19 protein-coding genes and 1 tRNA gene are annotated in these 17818 nt (G+C 44.3%); 8 read left to right on the top strand and 12 right to left on the bottom strand.

From position 1 onward, the window contains the following. Window positions 1–184 precede the first annotated feature (184 nt). Entirely contained in the window at window positions 185–412 is a 228-nt protein-coding gene (locus tag GJB62_RS11085) for a hypothetical protein (protein WP_114081550.1), read from the top strand. Window positions 413–445: 33 nt separating this feature from the next. On the opposite strand, the gene GJB62_RS11080 is transcribed toward GJB62_RS11085, so the two are convergent. After that, the gene (locus GJB62_RS11080; RefSeq protein WP_159402499.1) at window positions 446–604 is read right to left on the bottom strand and encodes a hypothetical protein; all 159 of its coding nucleotides are present in this window, start codon (window positions 602–604) and stop codon (window positions 446–448) included. On the opposite strand from GJB62_RS11080, the gene GJB62_RS11075 reads away from it, so the two are divergent. Continuing rightward, window positions 603–1883 (top strand): acetyltransferase, encoded by a 1281-nt coding sequence (locus GJB62_RS11075; protein WP_114081549.1) that lies wholly within the window; start codon window positions 603–605, stop codon window positions 1881–1883. The genes GJB62_RS11080 and GJB62_RS11075 overlap by 2 nt on opposite strands. A 127-nt stretch (window positions 1884–2010) precedes the next feature. Next, the gene (locus GJB62_RS11070) at window positions 2011–2583 is read left to right on the top strand and encodes a hypothetical protein (RefSeq protein ID WP_114081548.1); all 573 of its coding nucleotides are present in this window, start codon (window positions 2011–2013) and stop codon (window positions 2581–2583) included. A gap of 356 nt (window positions 2584–2939) precedes the next feature. On the opposite strand, the gene GJB62_RS37995 is transcribed toward GJB62_RS11070, so the two are convergent. Both GJB62_RS37995 and GJB62_RS11065 read right to left on the bottom strand, forming a co-directional pair. Then, complete coding sequence (locus tag GJB62_RS37995; protein ID WP_256874564.1) at window positions 2940–3074, bottom strand: hypothetical protein; 135 nt, start codon at window positions 3072–3074, stop codon at window positions 2940–2942. A 323-nt stretch (window positions 3075–3397) separates the two neighbouring features. Continuing rightward, the gene (locus GJB62_RS11065; protein WP_114081547.1) at window positions 3398–3817 is read right to left on the bottom strand and encodes a hypothetical protein; all 420 of its coding nucleotides are present in this window, start codon (window positions 3815–3817) and stop codon (window positions 3398–3400) included. Window positions 3818–4360: 543 nt separating this feature from the next. Between GJB62_RS11065 and zwf the strand changes: the two genes are divergently transcribed. Continuing rightward, complete coding sequence (gene zwf / locus GJB62_RS11055) at window positions 4361–5740, top strand: glucose-6-phosphate dehydrogenase (RefSeq protein WP_114081545.1); 1380 nt, start codon at window positions 4361–4363, stop codon at window positions 5738–5740. Between the two features lie 349 nt (window positions 5741–6089). Here zwf and GJB62_RS11050 read toward each other — a convergent pair whose 3' ends face one another. The 3 genes from GJB62_RS11050 to GJB62_RS11040 all read right to left on the bottom strand — a co-directional run bounded on the left by GJB62_RS11050 (window position 6090) and on the right by GJB62_RS11040 (window position 9423). Next, window positions 6090–7724 carry an alpha-D-glucose phosphate-specific phosphoglucomutase gene (locus GJB62_RS11050; protein WP_114081544.1) on the bottom strand — a complete coding sequence of 545 codons (1635 nt, stop codon included), beginning with the start codon at window positions 7722–7724 and terminating at the stop codon, window positions 6090–6092. 233 nt (window positions 7725–7957) lie between these two features. Continuing rightward, window positions 7958–8578: a response regulator transcription factor gene (locus GJB62_RS11045; RefSeq protein ID WP_245246137.1), complete on the bottom strand. Its 621-nt coding sequence runs from the start codon at window positions 8576–8578 to the stop codon at window positions 7958–7960. A gap of 8 nt (window positions 8579–8586) precedes the next feature. Further along, window positions 8587–9423, bottom strand: coding sequence for a trypsin-like peptidase domain-containing protein (locus GJB62_RS11040; protein WP_114081542.1), 837 nt, complete (start codon window positions 9421–9423; stop codon window positions 8587–8589). A 77-nt stretch (window positions 9424–9500) separates the two neighbouring features. Here GJB62_RS11040 and GJB62_RS11035 point away from each other — a divergent pair, with 77 nt between their 5' ends. After that, window positions 9501–9821, top strand: coding sequence for a hypothetical protein (locus GJB62_RS11035; protein ID WP_114081541.1), 321 nt, complete (start codon window positions 9501–9503; stop codon window positions 9819–9821). 143 nt (window positions 9822–9964) lie between these two features. Here the strand turns inward: GJB62_RS11035 and GJB62_RS11030 are convergent, their stop codons facing one another. Together GJB62_RS11030 and GJB62_RS11025 are read right to left on the bottom strand one after the other, a co-directional pair. Further along, entirely contained in the window at window positions 9965–10876 is a 912-nt protein-coding gene (locus tag GJB62_RS11030) for a trypsin-like peptidase domain-containing protein (RefSeq protein ID WP_114081540.1), read from the bottom strand. 806 nt (window positions 10877–11682) lie between these two features. After that, window positions 11683–12312 carry a TenA family protein gene (locus tag GJB62_RS11025; RefSeq protein ID WP_114081539.1) on the bottom strand — a complete coding sequence of 210 codons (630 nt, stop codon included), beginning with the start codon at window positions 12310–12312 and terminating at the stop codon, window positions 11683–11685. Between the two features lie 49 nt (window positions 12313–12361). Here GJB62_RS11025 and GJB62_RS11020 point away from each other — a divergent pair, with 49 nt between their 5' ends. Beyond that, a complete protein-coding gene (locus tag GJB62_RS11020) occupies window positions 12362–12607 on the top strand; it encodes a hypothetical protein (protein ID WP_181852828.1) in 246 nt (81 codons plus the stop codon). Window positions 12608–12653: 46 nt separating this feature from the next. On the opposite strand, the gene ylqF is transcribed toward GJB62_RS11020, so the two are convergent. The 4 genes from ylqF to GJB62_RS11000 all read right to left on the bottom strand — a co-directional run bounded on the left by ylqF (window position 12654) and on the right by GJB62_RS11000 (window position 16174). Then, the gene (ylqF, locus tag GJB62_RS11015; protein WP_114081538.1) at window positions 12654–13535 is read right to left on the bottom strand and encodes a ribosome biogenesis GTPase YlqF; all 882 of its coding nucleotides are present in this window, start codon (window positions 13533–13535) and stop codon (window positions 12654–12656) included. 78 nt (window positions 13536–13613) lie between these two features. Further along, complete coding sequence (locus tag GJB62_RS11010) at window positions 13614–14027, bottom strand: VOC family protein (protein ID WP_114081537.1); 414 nt, start codon at window positions 14025–14027, stop codon at window positions 13614–13616. Window positions 14028–14077: 50 nt separating this feature from the next. Continuing rightward, complete coding sequence (locus GJB62_RS11005; RefSeq protein WP_114081536.1) at window positions 14078–15682, bottom strand: NAD(P)H-hydrate dehydratase; 1605 nt, start codon at window positions 15680–15682, stop codon at window positions 14078–14080. Between the two features lie 150 nt (window positions 15683–15832). Beyond that, on the bottom strand, window positions 15833–16174 hold the full coding sequence (locus tag GJB62_RS11000) for a hypothetical protein (RefSeq protein ID WP_114081535.1): 342 nt from the start codon (window positions 16172–16174) through the stop codon (window positions 15833–15835). Between the two features lie 157 nt (window positions 16175–16331). Between GJB62_RS11000 and GJB62_RS10995 the strand changes: the two genes are divergently transcribed. Continuing rightward, window positions 16332–17534 (top strand): M23 family metallopeptidase, encoded by a 1203-nt coding sequence (locus GJB62_RS10995; RefSeq protein ID WP_114081612.1) that lies wholly within the window; start codon window positions 16332–16334, stop codon window positions 17532–17534. A 184-nt stretch (window positions 17535–17718) separates the two neighbouring features. After that, a tRNA-Arg gene (locus tag GJB62_RS10990) sits at window positions 17719–17791 on the top strand. Window positions 17792–17818: the final 27 nt, after the last annotated feature.

Raw genomic sequence — 17818 nt, 5'->3', positions numbered from 1 at the left:
TGGGGAGAGGGGGGAGTGTGGGGGGTAAGACTTCTTCCTCATCCTCCCACACCTCCCACACCTCCCCATCCTCCCACACCTCCCTCAGACAAAGGTTTCAGGTTTTCTTAGTGCCATTCTGTCCTGTACCTTTTCGCTTTACCTTACCCAATAAATTTGGCGGACTATTAGGTATCAAGAAATCATGTTGAAACGTCGCACAATACTAGTTGGTTTAGCTGCGTTTGGCTTAACGTTAGCTGTTAGTACACAAGTTCATGGACAATCTACTAGCGGGCCAGAAGCTTGGGAAAGTGTCTACAATGAGGCGGCTGCTGGGGCAACAACGATAATTACAGTTCCACTTTTGAACTCCTTATTATCATCTATCTTGCAAGTAGTCTTCAGATTGGCAGGTTATTGGGGTGGTTAACCCGCATTTCTCATACTCAAACAGAAAAAGAGCCTAAATACAGACGAGTGCAATGTAATTTTTGAGTAATTCCTGCGGTGGCGATCGCGTTTCGCCAACTGTAGGCAATTGCTTGACTATATCTCTTACTTGAAGAGCGCAGATTATCCCATAGCCAAATATTCCAAAAACCGTGAGGAGTTTTCTTTCCATGTTCAAACCTCGCCCAATTTTTAGCGCCTTAGTTGCAATTATCCTAGCGTTTGCCATCAGCACACAGATATATATACAACCCGCAGTAGCTGCTGGAGGAACGTGTAATCCAACTGTGGGAAACCTACCTGTATGCCCAAATACCGCACCTTCCGAGTCAGCTAGTTTTGTTGACCCAACAGCAACAATCACCAATCCCACAAATATTACCTTGGGCGAAAAAGTCTACGTCGCTCCATTTGCTGAGTTAGATGCTACTAATGCTCCTATTAGTATTGCAGCAGATTCTAATGCCCAAGACCAAGTGAAAATCATAGCATCAGGAACGGGAGTGGAGATTGGCGAGCGTGTCATTCTGGCACACATGGCCACGATCAAAGGTGCAGCTAAAATCGGTACTCAAGGCTTAACCGGGCCTTTTACTGACCCAGTTACCAATACTCAGTTTAGTAATACTATTCCAGAGACATTTCTCGCCTTCAACTGTGAAATAGATGGTGCAACTATAGAAAGAAACACAGTAGTAAACTTTCTGGCGCGGGTTGGCCCTGGTGTTACCTTACCTGCTGGTAAAGTTGTTTTGCCCGGTAAAAACGTCACAACTAACCTACAAGCTAGTAGTGGCAGTTTGGGGAAAGTAGTCAACCTGACACAAGCAGACGTTGCATTAATGGAAGGCATTATTGAAGTCAATGAAGCATTTGCCAAAGGTTACACAGATTTAGCTAGGGCAGACTTGACAAACGTCACAGGAATTAATTATGCTCCCGTCACCTTCTTTAATTCTGGAAGTCTGCCGCAGATAGGTGGAAGTCAAACTCGTGATCCAAACTTCCGTAACCGCATTATCGGTAATCTTACTTTCCAAGATTCTTTACCAACTCTCAACAACAAAATAGCTAATAGAATTTCGCTGCGTGCTGATGAGGGTGAACCTTTTAATGTTGGACAAATTGCTGGTATGGCAAACGATGTTGTCTTTCACGCATTAGAAACCACTAGTTTGACTCTTGGTAATGGTGTTGGTTATGGGCCTCGCACTCTAGTTCATGGCGGTAGGCAGGTTGTCAATGGTGTTGCTAATGGCCCTGAAACTAGCATAGGTGATGCTGTAGGGCTAGGGCCGAACTCTGTTATATTCCGCGCCAGCATTGGCAACAGATCAGCAATTGGGCAAAGAAGCGCAGTCTTCAACTCTACAGTAGCTCCCAGAACGCATATCCGTTCTCGAACAATCTATGCCGACAACGGCAGCATCATTCTACCTGTGGAGTGGTAAGGGGAGACAGCTTTCACTCCTATACCAGCCGTATTTTTAGCTGCTCGTTGTATAGCGTAGCTCTCTTTTATAACGGCTGGTATCTTTTTTCTTGGCTTGTGCCTAAGCAATTAACTTTTGCATAATTATGAATCTGAAAATCTTGTCGTTAGTGCAATTACAATGCCTACGATTGATGCTGCTGTTAACTTTGATATTCGGGCTGATATTAGTTGTTGATGATGGTTCATCTGTAGCTGCACAGATTGGGCAACCAGGATTTATAAACCCTGTAACTGCTGATATCACCTCCAGTCAGCCTCAAGTGGTACAACCTTCAGTTACCCGACTTGTGTCTACATTGTCGGATGAAGTCGAGGAATTACCATCAGACTTAATTCGCTGGTCGACTTACTGGCAACTTTGCTGGGAAGCATATCCTGAAGCTGAAGCATACGAACTGCAAACGGTTCTGATGGAAGGCAAGTCTCCCAAATTGAAACGACAAAGCGATCGCTGCTTTCGTATACAAGCTGCATCTAATGAAAACGAAAAATCACAAGGATTACTCAACCGTGATTTGATCTTGCTAATGCATAAAATTCAGCTTGGTTATCGAGTGCGAGCCGTCTTAGATAACAACCGCGTCAGTGAATGGTCTCAAGTAATGGCAGTCGGTGCAACTACTACTTCTGAATTGAATGGCACTAAGAAAAGCTGAAACCTCCTTGCTGGCAGGGTGTGGGAGGGGTGGGAGGGGTGGGAGGACAGGGAAGGGTGGGAGGTGTGGGGGGTGTGGGAGGCAATGCAGCGTTCATTGATGTGCAGTTATTCAATTTCTCCTCTTTCTCCCCACCCTCCCCACACCTCCGATACTCCCCACCCTTCCCACACTCTCCACACTCAAAAAGCAAGTTATATCAGGGCTTTGCGATTAACTTAGTGCCAATTCACCTCTGAATTGAATAGTACCCAGAACGCCTGTGATAGCGGTTGTGGTACTAAGGATCGCACCAGGAGTGAGTTTTTCTAATCGTTAAACTCATCATGAAAAACGAGAAGATTGATAAGAGTCCCTTAAATTAGTTCGTCACATATACTGGTGTCGTTAGTACATACACCATGAATGCCTAACTCAATATACAAATCTGAGACAGTAATAGTCATGCTTCCCCTTGAACCATTGTTTTGTCCTTGTTGTACTCCAGCCATATTACATTTGCTGACTCAATCCGACCTGACTCAGCGCCTACTCCAATTAAAAACGGGGTCAGTTTCTGCGCCTATCAGAAAGAATCAAAAACAGTAGCAGCGATCTCTCTATCCGTAGTAGGGCAAACGTATCTAATGTTTACTCCAGGGTCGCTTGAATATTTAGCTGAAACCGCAATTCATCTCACACTCCCCTCCGGGTGAGATGTGATATGAATTGCGGGTGAAATACAACAACAGTCCTCTGACCAATTTCCCCCATAGAGAGAACAGGACATGGAAGAAACGAACTCTCATTAATCTTCTGGTTGTTGCTGATCTTCTTATCTTCTTCTGGGTCTTCTATCTAATAAATTAACCGCAGCACCAGCAGCAGCACCATTGACACCATTTTTCCAGGTAGTTCTACAACCACCAGAAATTGCACCTGCCAATACACCAGCACCAGCACCTACAGCGATATCTTGAACAGGTAAACGTCCGTTTCTTCTTCTGGCTCTGTTGCTTCTTGCACCATTGGCAGCATTAACAGCAGCACCAGCAGCAGCACCTTTAAAAGCATTGTCTAATACGGAACCACAATTTGTTACAACTCCACTTAATACACCTGCCCCGGCTCCAATGGCTGCATTATTAATAACTCGGTCATCAGCAGAAGCAGGTTGAATCGGGATTAAGCTAGTACCAGCTAAAGTAGCAGCCATCAAGCCAGGTAGGAATGCGCGTTTTAGCAGATATTGCATGGTAGTACCCTCTAAAAATCTTACGATTGGTGAACAATCAAATTTCAGTGCGATCGCTAATCCTCATATCTCTAATTTTTAGACAACAGCAATGTTATCTAAAATAAGGATATTTGGATAATTACACACACTAAAACGTAATTTTAGCCCAAAGCCTGTTGTATTTACTGAGTGGACAATAATTAAACTGACACATTAACTAAAAAACAGTAAACCAAAAAGTTTTTCCTCAAAGAGCGATCGCTTCGTTAGGTGGAGAGTAGTCTTCTGAAATCCTCTTGCCTATTGCCTATTGCCTACCTACGCAAATGATTTCAGTAATCAAACCGGATTCCTATATCTACCGGAGTGTTATTTTTAATATTTTTGAGAATTTGCAAGGATTTTTCATTTAAAATCCCAAATTGGTATGATTTATTTTTCGGAAATCCCTGAGTATAATCCTGATCAGTGTCGCGCTTTCTGATACCAATTGCAAAAGAATCTACAAGCAAGAATTCAGAAGTCACAACTTTAAAAAGCTAATTCTTAGAGAGGTTAGTCATGGGAACTCCTGATTCAGACGCACTGGTATTTTTTGGGGCAACAGGTGACTTGGCCTACAAGAAAATCTTCCCCAGCCTTCAGGCAATGGTAAGGCGGGGCAATCTTAATGTCCCAGTAATTGGGGTTGCCGGACGACCTTGGACGACTGACCAACTTAGGGAAAGGGCACGTGATAGCCTAGAACATAATGGTGGTATAGATCAAGCCGCATTTGAGAAACTTTCTGGTCTACTCCAGTACGTTGCTGGTGACTACAACAAACCAGAAACTTACGAAAAATTACGTCAAGCCCTTGGTGATGCCACTCATCCCCTCTACTATTTGGCAATTCCACCGAGCTTGTTTGCACAAGTAGTCTCAGGATTGGGTGAATCAGGCTGTGGTAAAAATGCGCGGGTGGTAATTGAAAAACCATTTGGACGGGATTTGAAATCGGCACGTGAGTTAAATCAAATTCTGGCATCGGTTTTTCCCGAATCATCCATCTATCGCATCGACCATTACTTGGGCAAAGAACCACTACTGAATTTACTCTATTTTCGGTTTGGCAACTCTTTTCTTGAACCTATCTGGAATCGCAACTATGTTGAAAGCATCCAGATTGTGATGGCAGAGGACTTTGGCATTCAAGGAAGGGGGCGCTTCTATGAAGAGACTGGTGCAATTCGGGATGTGGTGCAAAACCACATGCTGCAAGTATTGGCTTCAGTGTGCATGGATGCCCCCGCCAGTACTGCTGGCGATTCGATTCGGGATGAAAAAGAACGTATTCTCAAAGCTATACCTTCACTGCAAGCCGATGATATTATTCGCGGTCAATTTTCTGATTACCGCAACGAAGAAGGTGTTTCTCCTGACTCTCAAGTAGAAACATTTGTTGCAGTGCGGTTATTTATTAATACGTGGCGGTGGTCAGGAGTTCCCATCTACATCCGGGCTGGGAAGAAATTACCTGTTAAAACTACTGAGGTGATGGTCAAACTCAAGTGTCCACCTTTAAATGTGTTCCAGGAGGAAAGAAAAGAAAACGCTAATTATGTTCGTTTTTTACTAGATCCAGAGGTAATTGTGGGATTGGGCGCTCGCACTAAAATCCCTGGAGAAGATATGAGCGGCTCTGCGGTTGAACTCCTGGCCTTTTACGGAGGTGGCGACGAGATGGAACCCTATGAACGTCTATTGGGTGATGCCATGCGGGGCGATCCTACCTTGTTTGTACGCGAAGATACGGTAGAAGAGGAATGGCGGATTGTCCAGCCAATTCTTGATAACGTCACACCCATCTACGAGTATGAGCCAAATACATGGGGCCCACCTGAGTCAGATAAACTGCTCTCGCCAAGGGATCATTGGTACAATCCCTTAGCTAAAGAGTAGGATATATTACAATACGGTTCATTTAAGGGCTACTGGCAAAAATTTTGGGTTTTTGAGACGCGATAAATCGCCGTCTCTACAAGTGTTTTGGTCTTATCTGAACTGTATGGGGATATATTAATCGCAGACTTGGCAATATAATATCGGGGCTTCACCAACTAATGCCAATAGACATCTTGCAAAATGAACTTTTGCAAGATGTCGGGGAAAGGTTAAAGGGTAAATTCCATCCCTTTCCCCCTTACCCCTTCCCCTTTCCCCCACTTCTGCAAGAAGTCTAATGGTAAGCAAGTTCGTAGTAAGAACTTTAGTCCTTACTACAAACCTCAAAATTAGCGGGAGCAAAGTACTAGGTAATTACAGTTGGCTGTTCCCGTCCTGTCAGTTCGCGGATCTGGGCGATATCTTGGACAATAGTGATTAAAGAAGCAAGTGCTTGCTGTGGATCGAGGTCATGTTTGGCGGGATCTGGCTCGTAGCTTTCTAGATAAACTCTTAGGGTTGCACCTTGAGTCCCCGTACCAGAAAGCCGCACTACAATGCGGGAGCCATCGGTAAAGCCAATGCGAACACCTTGTTGCTCGCTAATGCTGCCATCAACAGGGTCGGTATAACTAAAGTCATCACTGTATTCAACTTGATAGTTACCGAATTGCTTGCCTTTGAGATTTGGCAATAAAGAACGCAGTCTTTCTATTAAAGTGTTGCCTTGCTCTGTCTGTATCTCTTCATAGTCATGGCGGGAGTAATAATTGCGTCCATAAGTCTGCCAGTGTTCCCGTACAATCTGCTCAACAGATTGTTGCCGGACTGCTAAGATATTGAGCCAAAACAGCACAGCCCATAGCCCATCTTTTTCGCGGATATGGTCAGAACCGGTACCAAAACTTTCTTCACCGCACAGAGTTGCTTTACCCGCGTCTAAGAGATTGCCGAAAAACTTCCAGCCAGTGGGTGTTTCGTAAGATTTAATCCCAATCTGAGCAGCAACTCGATCTACTGCTTGGCTAGTAGGCATCGATCGCGCTACCCCGGCTAAACCCTCACTATAACCAGGGACTAGCTTGGCGTTTGCGGCTAACACTGCAAGACTATCGCTAGGGGTGACAAAGAACTTACGCCCTAAGATCATATTGCGATCGCCATCTCCATCAAAAGCTGCTCCAAAATCTGGCGCATTCTCACCGTACAAAATATCCACCAAATCATGAGCATAAACAAGATTTGGGTCAGGATGTCCGCCCCCAAAGTCTTCCAGGGGTGTACCATTTTGCACAGTTCCTACTGGTGCGCCCAAACGTTGCTCAAAAATGGCATGGGCATAAGGGCCAGCTACGGCGTGTAAGGCATCAATGCTGAACCGAAAATTTCCTCTTGTCAACAGTTGCTGAATCCGTTCAAAATCAAATAGGGATTCCATTAACTCTTGATAATCCTGTACGGAGTCAATTACCTCAACTACCGTCTCTCCCAAATGTGACTCACCTAAAGTTTCTAAATCTACATCTGGTGCTTCCAAAATTTGGTAGCTATCAATGACTTTACTGCGATCGTAAATCGCCTCTGTCACCTTTTCCGGTGCTGGGCCACCATTGCTAATGTTATATTTCACACCAAAGTCACCATTTGGCCCGCCCGGATTATGGCTAGCAGACAAGATGATGCCACCAATAGCCTGATACTTGCGAATAATCGCGGAAGTCGCAGGAGTAGACAAAATTCCCCGTTGACCAACTTTAATCCGCCCAATGCCATTGGCCGCAGCCATTTTCAAAATGATTTGAATAGCTTGGCGATTGTAATAACGACCATCACCACCCAAGACTAAAGTTTGAGAGTGCAAGTCCCCCACAGAATCGAAGATGGATTGGATAAAATTTTCCAGGTAGTGGGGCTGCTGAAAAACCTTAACTGATTTCCGCAGCCCAGAAGTACCAGGCTTTTGGTCGCTTAAGGGAGTAGTAGAGACTTTACGTATGTTCATAGATACTGTTTATTTAACAAGGCATTTTCTTTTTACAGCTTTACATAAGTTTGTTACAAAAAATTGCCACGTATCATGTACCAAATGGCAGGCGTAAATCCCTAATATCACTTTTTAGGGGTGGGGTTACAATACTTGTCAGGTTTTGGGGTCAAGGGACTCATGTTAAAGGGGAAAAAACTTTATATATCAAGCCTTCCACTCCTTTTCCCTATAACCTACAAGTATTGTAATCACAGCATAATCAAACCCAGTCGCACACCCACAGCAACAGCCTCAGTACGGCTGGAGACACTGAGCTTTTGAAAAATAGATGAGAGATGAAATTTGACGGTATGCTCAGAAATCTGCAACCGTTTAGCGATCGCTTTATTCCCCAACCCAGAACCAAGCATACCTAAAACTTCTATCTCGCGTGGTGTCAATGTTTGTACAGGATTCGCCACCACTTTTTCTCGGATAGACAGTAATTCTATAGCATCCGGGTGCAGCACCACCAAACCAAAAGCGATCGCTTCCACAGCCGCGACAATTTCTAACTCTGTGCTAGTACTGGGCAATATCCCCCGGATACCAGAACGTAACGCCGTCTCTAAGTCGATGCTGTCGAGTTCCTCAATAATTGCGATCGTTCCTAATGGGTATTGCTGTTCTTGAATAGGCAGTAATTTTTCCCACACCGATTGTTGAAGGTTACTACTCAAATCTACCAGCACCACATCTGGTTGTAATTGCCCAACTTCCCTTGCCAATTCATCCAAATCGGATGCACTCCCCACAACCGTCAGCCGAGGATTGGTAGTCACCACAGCTGATAACCCTGCCCGCACAACAGGGGAAGTGGCAACTACCATTACCCGAATCACGTCGCCTCCACAGCAGTTTTTCCAGACTGCACTGCAACATAAATCACGAATTGTTGCCCACCGCGTAGGAGTTGTAGCGGCACAGATCCTTTACTGTCATGGAGATATTTAGTTAAATCATTCACGCTAGTGAATAATCGCCCCGAAACTCCAATTAAAATATCGCCGATTTGCACACCAGCAGTTTCCGCAATGCTACCAGGTAAAATTGACAACACCAATAAACCCAAGCTACGCCTACCTAAAAGCACAGGTTGCAGCGTGACTCCTAGTTGCGGACGACTATTTCCCTGTAAAAAACGCTCAACGGTGTTGCTGGGAACTGCTACAGCCAAACCATTAACAATCATGGTGTTAATTCCCACGACTCGGCCTTGATAGTCGGCAAGTGGCCCGCCAGAGTTTCCAGGATATAGTTGCAAATCAGCCATAACAGCCCGCGAATTATTTGCATAGATAATTCCAGTTGTCACAGCACCACTGTCGGCAAAGGGATTACCCACCGCCAAGACTAATTCACCTACTCGTAGCGCCTCAGAATTGCCAATGCTTGCAGCAGTTAAATCAGTGGCGACAATTTTCAGGGCTGCTAAATCCTGCTGTGGATCAAACTGTGTACGCACCGCATCAAATACTCTGCCATCTGCCAATTCCACAGTTGCGCGGTTGCTGGTTGCGACATGGGCATTAGTGATAATTAGCCCGTCAGATTGCCAAATTACACCGGAACCGATTCCTAGAGAGCCACTTTTCACTTTAACAGTGCGATCGCGTAGTTTAGCAGCTACCTCTGTCAATTCAGCAGCAATATTAGTTAATGTTGTGTTTGCCATGTTATACAATTTTTCCCCATGCCAAAGTAGAATCTGTTGGCTGACAATAGTTTTTAGTCGGGTTGGGATAATTGAGAATGCTACAAGATATCAGTCAACCCAACTTTGGAAAGCAAATTTTGACAGTTCCGAGTTCAGAAGCTCAACGTTCGAGCAAAAAGGTCGAAGTTCCGAGTTCAGAGGCTCAACGTTTGAGCAAAAAGGTCGAAGTTTTGAGTTCAGAGGCTCAACGTTCGAGCAAAAAGGTCGAAGTTTTGAGTTCAAAGGCTCAACGTTCGAGCAAAAAAGTCGAAGTTCCGAGTTCAAAGGCTCAACGTCCGAGCAAAAAGGTTGAAGTTCCGAGTTCAGAAGCTCAACGTTCGAGTAAAAAGGTCGAAGTTCCGAGTTTAGAGGCTTGAATGAATAGAAAATCTAGATAAATCTTCTTGACAGAGCTAGTTAAGGGATTTCCAGAAATTAAATGATCCAATTTTTAGATGACGATCGGATTCTTCCCCCCTGCTCCCCTGCTCCCCTGCCTCCCCTGCTCCCCTGCTCACACTTATTCCTCCTTATTAGGTCGTTCGCCAACTGCGATCGCTAACTCAATTAACACTCCACCCCGGACAACTTGCAGGTTGATAGTTTTACCAATGCGATCGCTACTATTGAGCAGTGCCAACACATCACCTGTATCGCCCACAGTTACCCCATCGAACGTTACCAAAACATCGCCAAGCAACACGCCTGCATTATCAGCAGGCCCAGAAGACTCAACATTAACAACAATTACCCCAGTTGCAGAAGTTAAATTGAGAGCAGTTTTTAGGTTATTTGGTAAACGTACAGGTTGCATTCCTACACCCAAGTAGCCTTTTGAAATACGTCCTTTTGCTACTAATTGGTCAACCACGCGATCGACTGTAGCAGTGGGAATAGTCAGAGCAGTACCACGCCGCCCCGATGTATTCATACCTACCACAAAACCAGCAGCATCTACGAGCGGCCCGCCTGCAAAACCAGAGTAAAGGGTGATGTCTGGGCGAATGAATTGGTCAATATTTCCGCCATTCATACTGCGCCAAGCACCGCTAACTACACTCACCGCACCCATCGCCGCCCTTAAGTCACCTTCGCTACCTCTCGCCAGTCCTAACACCAGATGACCAACTTTGAGCGTTTTGGCATCGCCAACTTTTGCCACAGGTATTTCTACATTTTCTAGCTTAAAAACAGCTATATCGGTGCTAGAGTCATGACCAACAAGTGTTACTGGTACAGTACTACCATTTGATAGAGTAATGGTGATGTCGTCATAGCGCTGGAGAGACTCATCAGAGGTAACAATGATGCCATTACGCCAGTGAATGCCACTTGGGGAAACACGAGTACCCCCATTCACAGCAACTACAGCAATTCCAGCTTGTTCTACCGTGTCAGCTAAACTGTTGGACAAAGCCATTAATGAAGACATAAGATTTTTCCAAAAACATTCTTAGATGTTCATATCGTGTCCTTTTCTCAACACAGATGACATCGGAAAAATGGGGAGAACTCATCCTAGAAAAATGGCTAGGATCAGTAAACTAAAAAGTTTTTTCCCAAAGAGCGATGCCTGCGGCGGGTTACTTCTCTACAGGACGCTACGCGAACGTGGAAGCAAGCTACGCGCAGCGTCTTGTAGAGAAAGTGGGGGCTACACACCTACGTCAATCCTAGTTACGTAGGTTAAAGCGCTATAGACCAATACGCTTGGATTAAGCGCTATTTGTGTACAAAATCGTGGGTTTTGAGACGCGATAAATCGCCGTCTCTACAAGTACTGTATTGCGCTATAGGCTGCTTATTCTCTAATAATGCTTGGGGAATAAAAAAATATTCAATTATTGATTGGAGTTCCCTTAGAGGATGTTTGAAAAGTGGTTGGCTGTGATTTTAGGTACTTATTGATCCCCCCTAACCACCCTTAAAAAGGGGGGAATCGGAATCAAAGTTCCCCTTTTTAACGTGAGTTCGATGAACCTCTCCCTCCCAGCCTCCCTTTCCGAAACGGAAAGGGAGGAGCAAGAAAAATTCCGCTTTTTGCTCCCCTGTCCGCGTCGGAGAGGGGCTGGGGGAGAGGTCAAATAAGACTTGTCGAACACACGTCTTTTTAAGGGGGATTTAGGAGGATCTAGAACTTTTCACTACCGAGAAGAGGACTTTTAAAACATCCTCTTATACTCTTTTTGAGTTATACGGAGTTTTTTCAAAAATCAAATATGAGTCCTATATAATTACTTATTTATTAGCAGAAATCCACGCAGCTTGAAAAAATTCATGCTCACAAAACATCGCATAACGGTAGGTTGAATTCACTACAGCATTGTTAGTAGCATAATTCTCAACTAAAGTTTCTAATTGTTTTATTAGTGATTGAAAGTCTGTGCTGCTGTAAGTACGAATCCAGTCTGCATATTGATGATTAGGAATACCATGAAGAGCCAACTGTTTTCCCAAGAAACCATACAAACGCATACAAGGAGACATCGCCGCAGCAGTCAAACCCACATCTCCACCCCAAGCAGTTGCTAACAAAAAATCAGTATAGCGGCGGGTGGCATAGCCAGCTTCCACAGAATGTAAATTCACTCCCCACTGGGAAGCATAGCTACTATGCAGCCTTAGTTCTTCTAAAACTGAACTCGCTAAGTTATGAAATGTGGTAAAACCTAACCAGTCTGGTGCTTTAGCTGCGGCGATACTGTACGTCCGCGCAAAAGCTTCTAAGAAAAAAACATCTTGCCCCACGTAGTAGGCAAATTTTACCTGCTCAAGAATACCATTGCCAATACCTTGAACGAAAGGATGCTTTAGGCAAGCTTGGGCTAAGTCTTGATTTGCTGCCCATAATTCGTTAGATAAAGCCATTTGTTAAAAGTCATTTGTCAACTGTTATTTAATGGTATAGGAGTCCGGTTTGATTTCTGTTCGGGCAGCGTGGCGTAGCTATATTTACTCGGCGGTGGCTCTGTCGTGTTTTGATCTTCTGAAAGTTGCTCCCTACCTAAAGGCTTGTAGCACTTGGCATACCTTCGCTACTTGCGCGATCGCTTCTAGGGAATCGCCGGAAAAAGTAGCCTACTGGATCGGCGATAACGTGCAAACAGTTTTGAGGTACTACTGCCACCCAGATGTCACCAAAGCTGAGTGCCCAGATTTTTGATTACTACTCACCTGCTACTCAAAAGCAGGTTGAAAATGCTTGCAATCTAGTTAGGAGGTAATTCCAAACTCATTTCACCTAATAACCCCTTACGAAAATCTGTTAAAAGTTGCCTTGCAGCACGCTCTACATCACCTTTGTAACGATGCTCTGCTAAAGCATGGAGATAAGTATCCCCGGTGTCTGAGGTCGAATCGAGTTGGTAGCGGGACTGTAATGGTTTCCTCGGTAACAAATCTGTAGTTACGGCTTCCAAGTAGTTGAATAAATCTACTAAGGCTGCTGCTACTAGCTGATTATCGTAAGATGCTTCGCCGATATCATCACAAATGGCTAATTTTAATGCTGCGTCTTGGTCTTCTAGCCTTAGAGGGATGACACCAGGAGCATCTAACAATTCCAAATGTTCAGAAATTCGCACCCAGCGCAATTGGCGAGTTACCCCAGGACGGGCTGCACTTTCCACTACTCGCCGTCCTAAAAGGCGGTTAATCAAAGCTGATTTACCAACATTGGGAAAACCAATTACCACAGCCCGGACTGGACGAGGTAACATTCCGCGATCGCTTCTTCTTTGATTGAGTTCTACTCCGGCCGCTTGCGCTGCCCGCGCCACTTCTGCTATACCTTTACCATGTTGAGCGTTGGTAAAATAAGGGACTTCCCCTTGACGTTTAAACCAATCTATCCACAGCGATCGCATTTGCGGCGTAATCATATCTACTCGGTTAAGTATCAATACCCGTGTCTTACCCTCTACCCACTCACCTATTTGGGGATGATGAGTCGCTAAGGGAATTCGGGCATCTCGTACCTCAAATACCACATCTACGCGCTTAAGCTGTTCTTTGAGCTTCTTTTCGGCTTTCGCAATGTGACCTGGATACCATTGAATTACGTTTAATCTATAGTTTTGAGTTATAGCCATTTTTTTATTTGTCCTTTGTTATTTGTCCTTTGTTATTTGTCATTTGTCATTAGTCATTTGTTTGTCCAAAACCAATGACTAATGACTCTCTGTAGTAGCAGCTTGATGTAAAATCAGACGATTACCATCAGGGTCATAGGCATAAATTTCTCTGCCGTGAGAAGCAGTGGAAATATTTCCTGGTGGAGGATAACCTAAAGCTGTTAGGTGAGCGATCGCATCTTCTAAGTTACTCACTTCTAAACACAAACTTATCTTATTTTTGGCGTAGACACAAAGTGAGCTGTCGTTAGACATCGCTTCAAATTCCGATTCGTTTGTCTTCTTGGGTTTAAAAATACCTAATCGCATACCAACCAAATTAAACTCAGCATAGACATTCGGAATCAAAATAACTGCTTTTTGCTCCAGAAGTTTAGTATAAAAATCTACTAATTTATCAAAATTAACCGATCCTATAGTGACAAATGCGTTAGTGTACTCGAAAACCATATTTGCCTATTGCCTATTGCCTGTTGCCTTATCCCAACATCTTATTTTGGCTAAGGTATTGTAACTAAACTGAGAACTTTTAGTAAATATTGTGTCAATGTAAAGGCATCTACACCCAATTCAGTCCGCTCTTGGGCTGCTAAAATCCCAGCTTGTGAATGCCACCAAGCGGCAGTTGCCACAATATCTTCTACAGAAATCTGTTTAGTTGCGGCTTGTGCCAACAATCCACCTAGTAGCCCAGTTAATACGTCGCCACTACCTCCACGTGCCAGAGCGGGTGTGCTTTCAGTAATCATCCAAATGCCACCTTGAGGGTTTGCGATCGCAGTTCTCGCCCCTTTCAACAATACCACCGCCCCACTTTGCGCTGCTGCTTCTTGTACTGCTTTCACTGTGTCATGTTTAGCATCGGCGACATCAGGAAACAATCGCTGGAATTCGCCAGTATGGGGTGTGAGTACGGTTATAGCAAGACGTTTTTTTAAAGTGGCGATCGCTCCCATTTGTGCCAAAATATTTAAACCATCGGCATCGAGAATCAAAGGGCGTTCGCTTTCTATCACCTCTTGCACAATGGGAGCAGCATCTCGTGTTAAACCGGGGCCACAAGCGATCGCATTAAAGGAAGTCAGATCGGTTTTTTCTGGTAATTGTAATTGAGCGATCGCTCCACTTTCCGTCTCTGGACAACCGATAATTAGCGCTTCTGGCAAGTGCGACACCAAAAGAGATTTTAGTGATTCGGGTACGGCAATAGAAAGCATCCCCACACCACTAGCCCTAGCACCTAAACCAGTTAAAATTGCTCCACCAGCATAGCGCCGCGAACCGCAAATCAGGAGTAAATGTCCTTCTTTATATTTGTGGGTAACTGATGGGCGAGGTAAGGGTAAAGTAGCGAGTGCCGTTGCTGGTGTAATACGTTTGATGCTGGGTGCATCTTTGAGAACAGCTTCTACATCAGCTAAAGGAATATCAAAATCGATTAACTCAGCTTTGCCAACATATTCTAGCGCCCGATCTTGGAAGAAAGCTAGCTTCCATAAACCCAAGCAAAAAGTGTGAGTGGCGCGAATGGCAGTTCCTAATACAACGCCAGTATCGGTGTGTAAACCTGAAGGTAAATCGATGCTATAAATCGGCACAGACAATTCATTTAGCTGATTAATTGCAGAGGCAATAGGATCAGTCAGGTTTCTTTCTAAACCAAACCCAAACAAGCCATCAATCAACAAATCAGAATCTGGCAGTTGCTCAATTGTTTGATAAATTGGAATGCCCAAACTTTGAGCATACTGCAAGTGCTGCGAAGTTAATTCCTTAAACTTAGAGAAAGGAGAATAAATCCAAACCTCATACCCACGAAAGTGTAATTCACGGGCTACTACTAAAGCATCCCCACCATTATGACCAGGGCCGACAAGAATTCCGACACGAGATCCTCCCTTTTTTAATAAAGTGTTTGAAGCAACATAGCCCTGCTTTTGAAGAGGGGTTGGGGGGATCTCTTGAATCCGACGGGCAATTAATCCCGCCACCTTTTCCATTAAAGCGACTACAGGCATTCCTGCTGCAAAGATCCGATCTTCAATATCGCGCATCTGCCCAGCAGTCACTATTACTTGCGAAATTTTCTCTTGCCTGTTCTGCATCAGCCCTAAGTCCTGTTAGCGATCGCGGGGTATTTAGCCCGTGCTAAGTTATAAGTTTTAGGTTAATTGAAACTTTAACAGATTTCACACAATTATCTCTAAACGACTTCCCAATCAAAAAATATCTCAAAACTAACGCCAAAATCTTCTCTATCTCTCCTCACTCTGCGTTCTCTGCGCCTCTGTGGTTAATTCATTTCTTGGACAATCCCTAACCGTGACTAATCCATGTATCCCTAGCGCTGTGATTACTCCTCCCAGTAATCCCCAAGTCCCATCAGCAAATACATTGATGCGATGAATGTAGGTGCGATGGTAAGCATACTTTAACTGCCTATCATTAACTTTTCCGACTTCTACTAGGTTAGTCACATAGTTTTCAGCTTTGATCAGTGCTGCATAATCCAGGTTAAACCAATAAAGCGATACTCCCACCACCGCCAACCCAGGAAAAACCAAAGTAATTAAGAGAATTGCTTTGCGCGTCTTCATCCATACCTCCCTCCTTGTGTACCTGTTCAATGCTGACATAGCAAGAATCTTTGTGTTACAACTTGGCAGATCAATTTGATACATGGAGTGGGTGAATCAAATTTTGGGAATAATCCTCATAGTGTTTGAAAGCATTGTTTTAGTTGGGCTTCACGCTATGAGAGCGCGATTTCTAGGTAAAAATCTGATTTTTGGCTGTTTATCCCTTGTATTTTGCTGTATTTTGTGGATTTGTTTGTCATTAATTCCAGTACACGCAACTTCCACACAGTCTATTGATACTCTGCGACAAAAGCAGCAACAAATGAACCAGCAGCGTCAGAGTGTGGTTAACGATCGCGATCGCTTAAAAAATCTCCAACAAGAGGCCCAAAAACACCTCACTGGTTTAAAGCAAAATCTGCAAACTACAGATAGCTACATTCAAGAGAGCGAATCTCGATTACAACTTGCCACCCAACGCCTCCAGCAGTTGGAAACTGATTTAGCTGTAGCACAACGTTCCTACGAGGAGCGGCAAATAGCAACAGTAGCACGATTGCGTTATCTCCAGCGATCGCCTGCATCTGTTGGCTGGGCAGTTTTGCTCCAAAGTGAAAATATCAGTGATTTTATCAGTCGTCGTCATCAGTTGAAATTAGTGTATCAGGCAGACGAGCAAATTTTGGTGAAACTCAACGCCCAAGCAAACCTGATAAATCAACAAAAAACGGGCATAGAACAACAAAAAAACGAAATTGCCTTGATTCGTGAGCAATTACTGGCACAAAAAGCCGGTTATCAAACTCAGGCGGAGTCACAATCAGAATTGATTCAACGCCTCAATAGCGATCGCCTAGCCTTGGAAGCAGCGCAAAACCAGCTAGAGAGGGAATCAAAAAATCTGGAAGTCTTAATTCAACAAAAGGTAGCAGAAGCCAGAGCAACAGAACAGGCGCAAACAAAAACCAACAGCCGGACTGCGATCATTCGAGGAACCGGTGTAATGGCATATCCTAGCGACGCTTCTACTAGTAGTCCCTTCGGCTGGCGGGTACACCCCATCCTTGGCTATCGTCGCTTTCATGCCGGGTTAGATTTTGCCGCTAGCTATGGTAGTAAAATTCGGGCAGCCGATTCAGGCAGAGTGATTTTTGCTGGGTGGTATGGTGGTTATGGCAGAGCGTTAATTATTGACCACGGTAATGGTATGACTACACTATACGGACATACCAGCGAGTTGTATGTTTCTGAAGGACAAGCCGTTGAACGCGGACAAGCGATCGGTGCTGTGGGTTCCACAGGTTTCTCAACTGGGCCCCACCTCCACTTTGAAGTCCGTCGGAATGGTACACCAGTAAACCCAGCTAATTATCTGTGAACCTAGGGACTTCCAAATAAAGAAATACTCAAAAAACTCTCTCCTTTTTATTCCTCTGTGTTCTCTGTGTCTCTGTGGTTCGTTTATTTGGATAATTTATTTCTTAGAAGTCCCTAAACTTAATAAACCAAGTTTTTCTAGGCTGAGAACTTTATCATAGACGTGCTATAATGGGTGAGATTAAGGGCGCGTAGCTCAGTGGATAGAGCAACAGATTCCGGTTCTGTGGGTCGGGGGTTCAAATCCCTCCGCGCTCGTTTTTTATTTTTCGATTGACAATTATT

The organism is Nostoc sp. ATCC 53789 (assembly GCF_009873495.1).
Classification (GTDB): domain Bacteria; phylum Cyanobacteriota; class Cyanobacteriia; order Cyanobacteriales; family Nostocaceae; genus Nostoc; species Nostoc muscorum_A.
This window is presented reverse-complemented; position numbering and strand designations above follow the sequence as displayed.